The sequence below is a fragment of the Staphylococcus sp. HMSC072E01 genome, from assembly GCF_001814125.1.
Classification (GTDB): domain Bacteria; phylum Bacillota; class Bacilli; order Staphylococcales; family Staphylococcaceae; genus Staphylococcus; species Staphylococcus hominis.
On sequence record NZ_KV814955.1, the window covers coordinates 1 to 252 of the forward strand.

Annotated in this window: 1 rRNA gene; it reads right to left on the reverse strand. The window is 48.4% G+C overall.

Features of this window, described 5'->3' with window-relative positions:
- Positions 1-252: ribosomal RNA gene (locus tag HMPREF2953_RS00200) — 23S ribosomal RNA — on the reverse strand; the annotation flags it as partial.

Genomic DNA, 252 nt, shown 5'->3' on the forward strand with positions numbered 1-252 from the left:
AGTTCCTTAACGAGAGTTCGCTCGCTCACCTTAGAATTCTCATCTTGACTACCTGTGTCGGTTTGCGGTACGGGCACCTAATCTCTATCTAGAGGCTTTTCTCGGCAGTGTGAAATCAACGACTCGAGGAAACAATTTCCTCTCCCCATCACAGCTCAATCTTAAGAGTGCCGGATTTGCCTAACACTCAATCTCACTGCTTAGACGTACAATCCAATCGTACGCTTCGCCTATCCTACTGCGTCCCCCCAT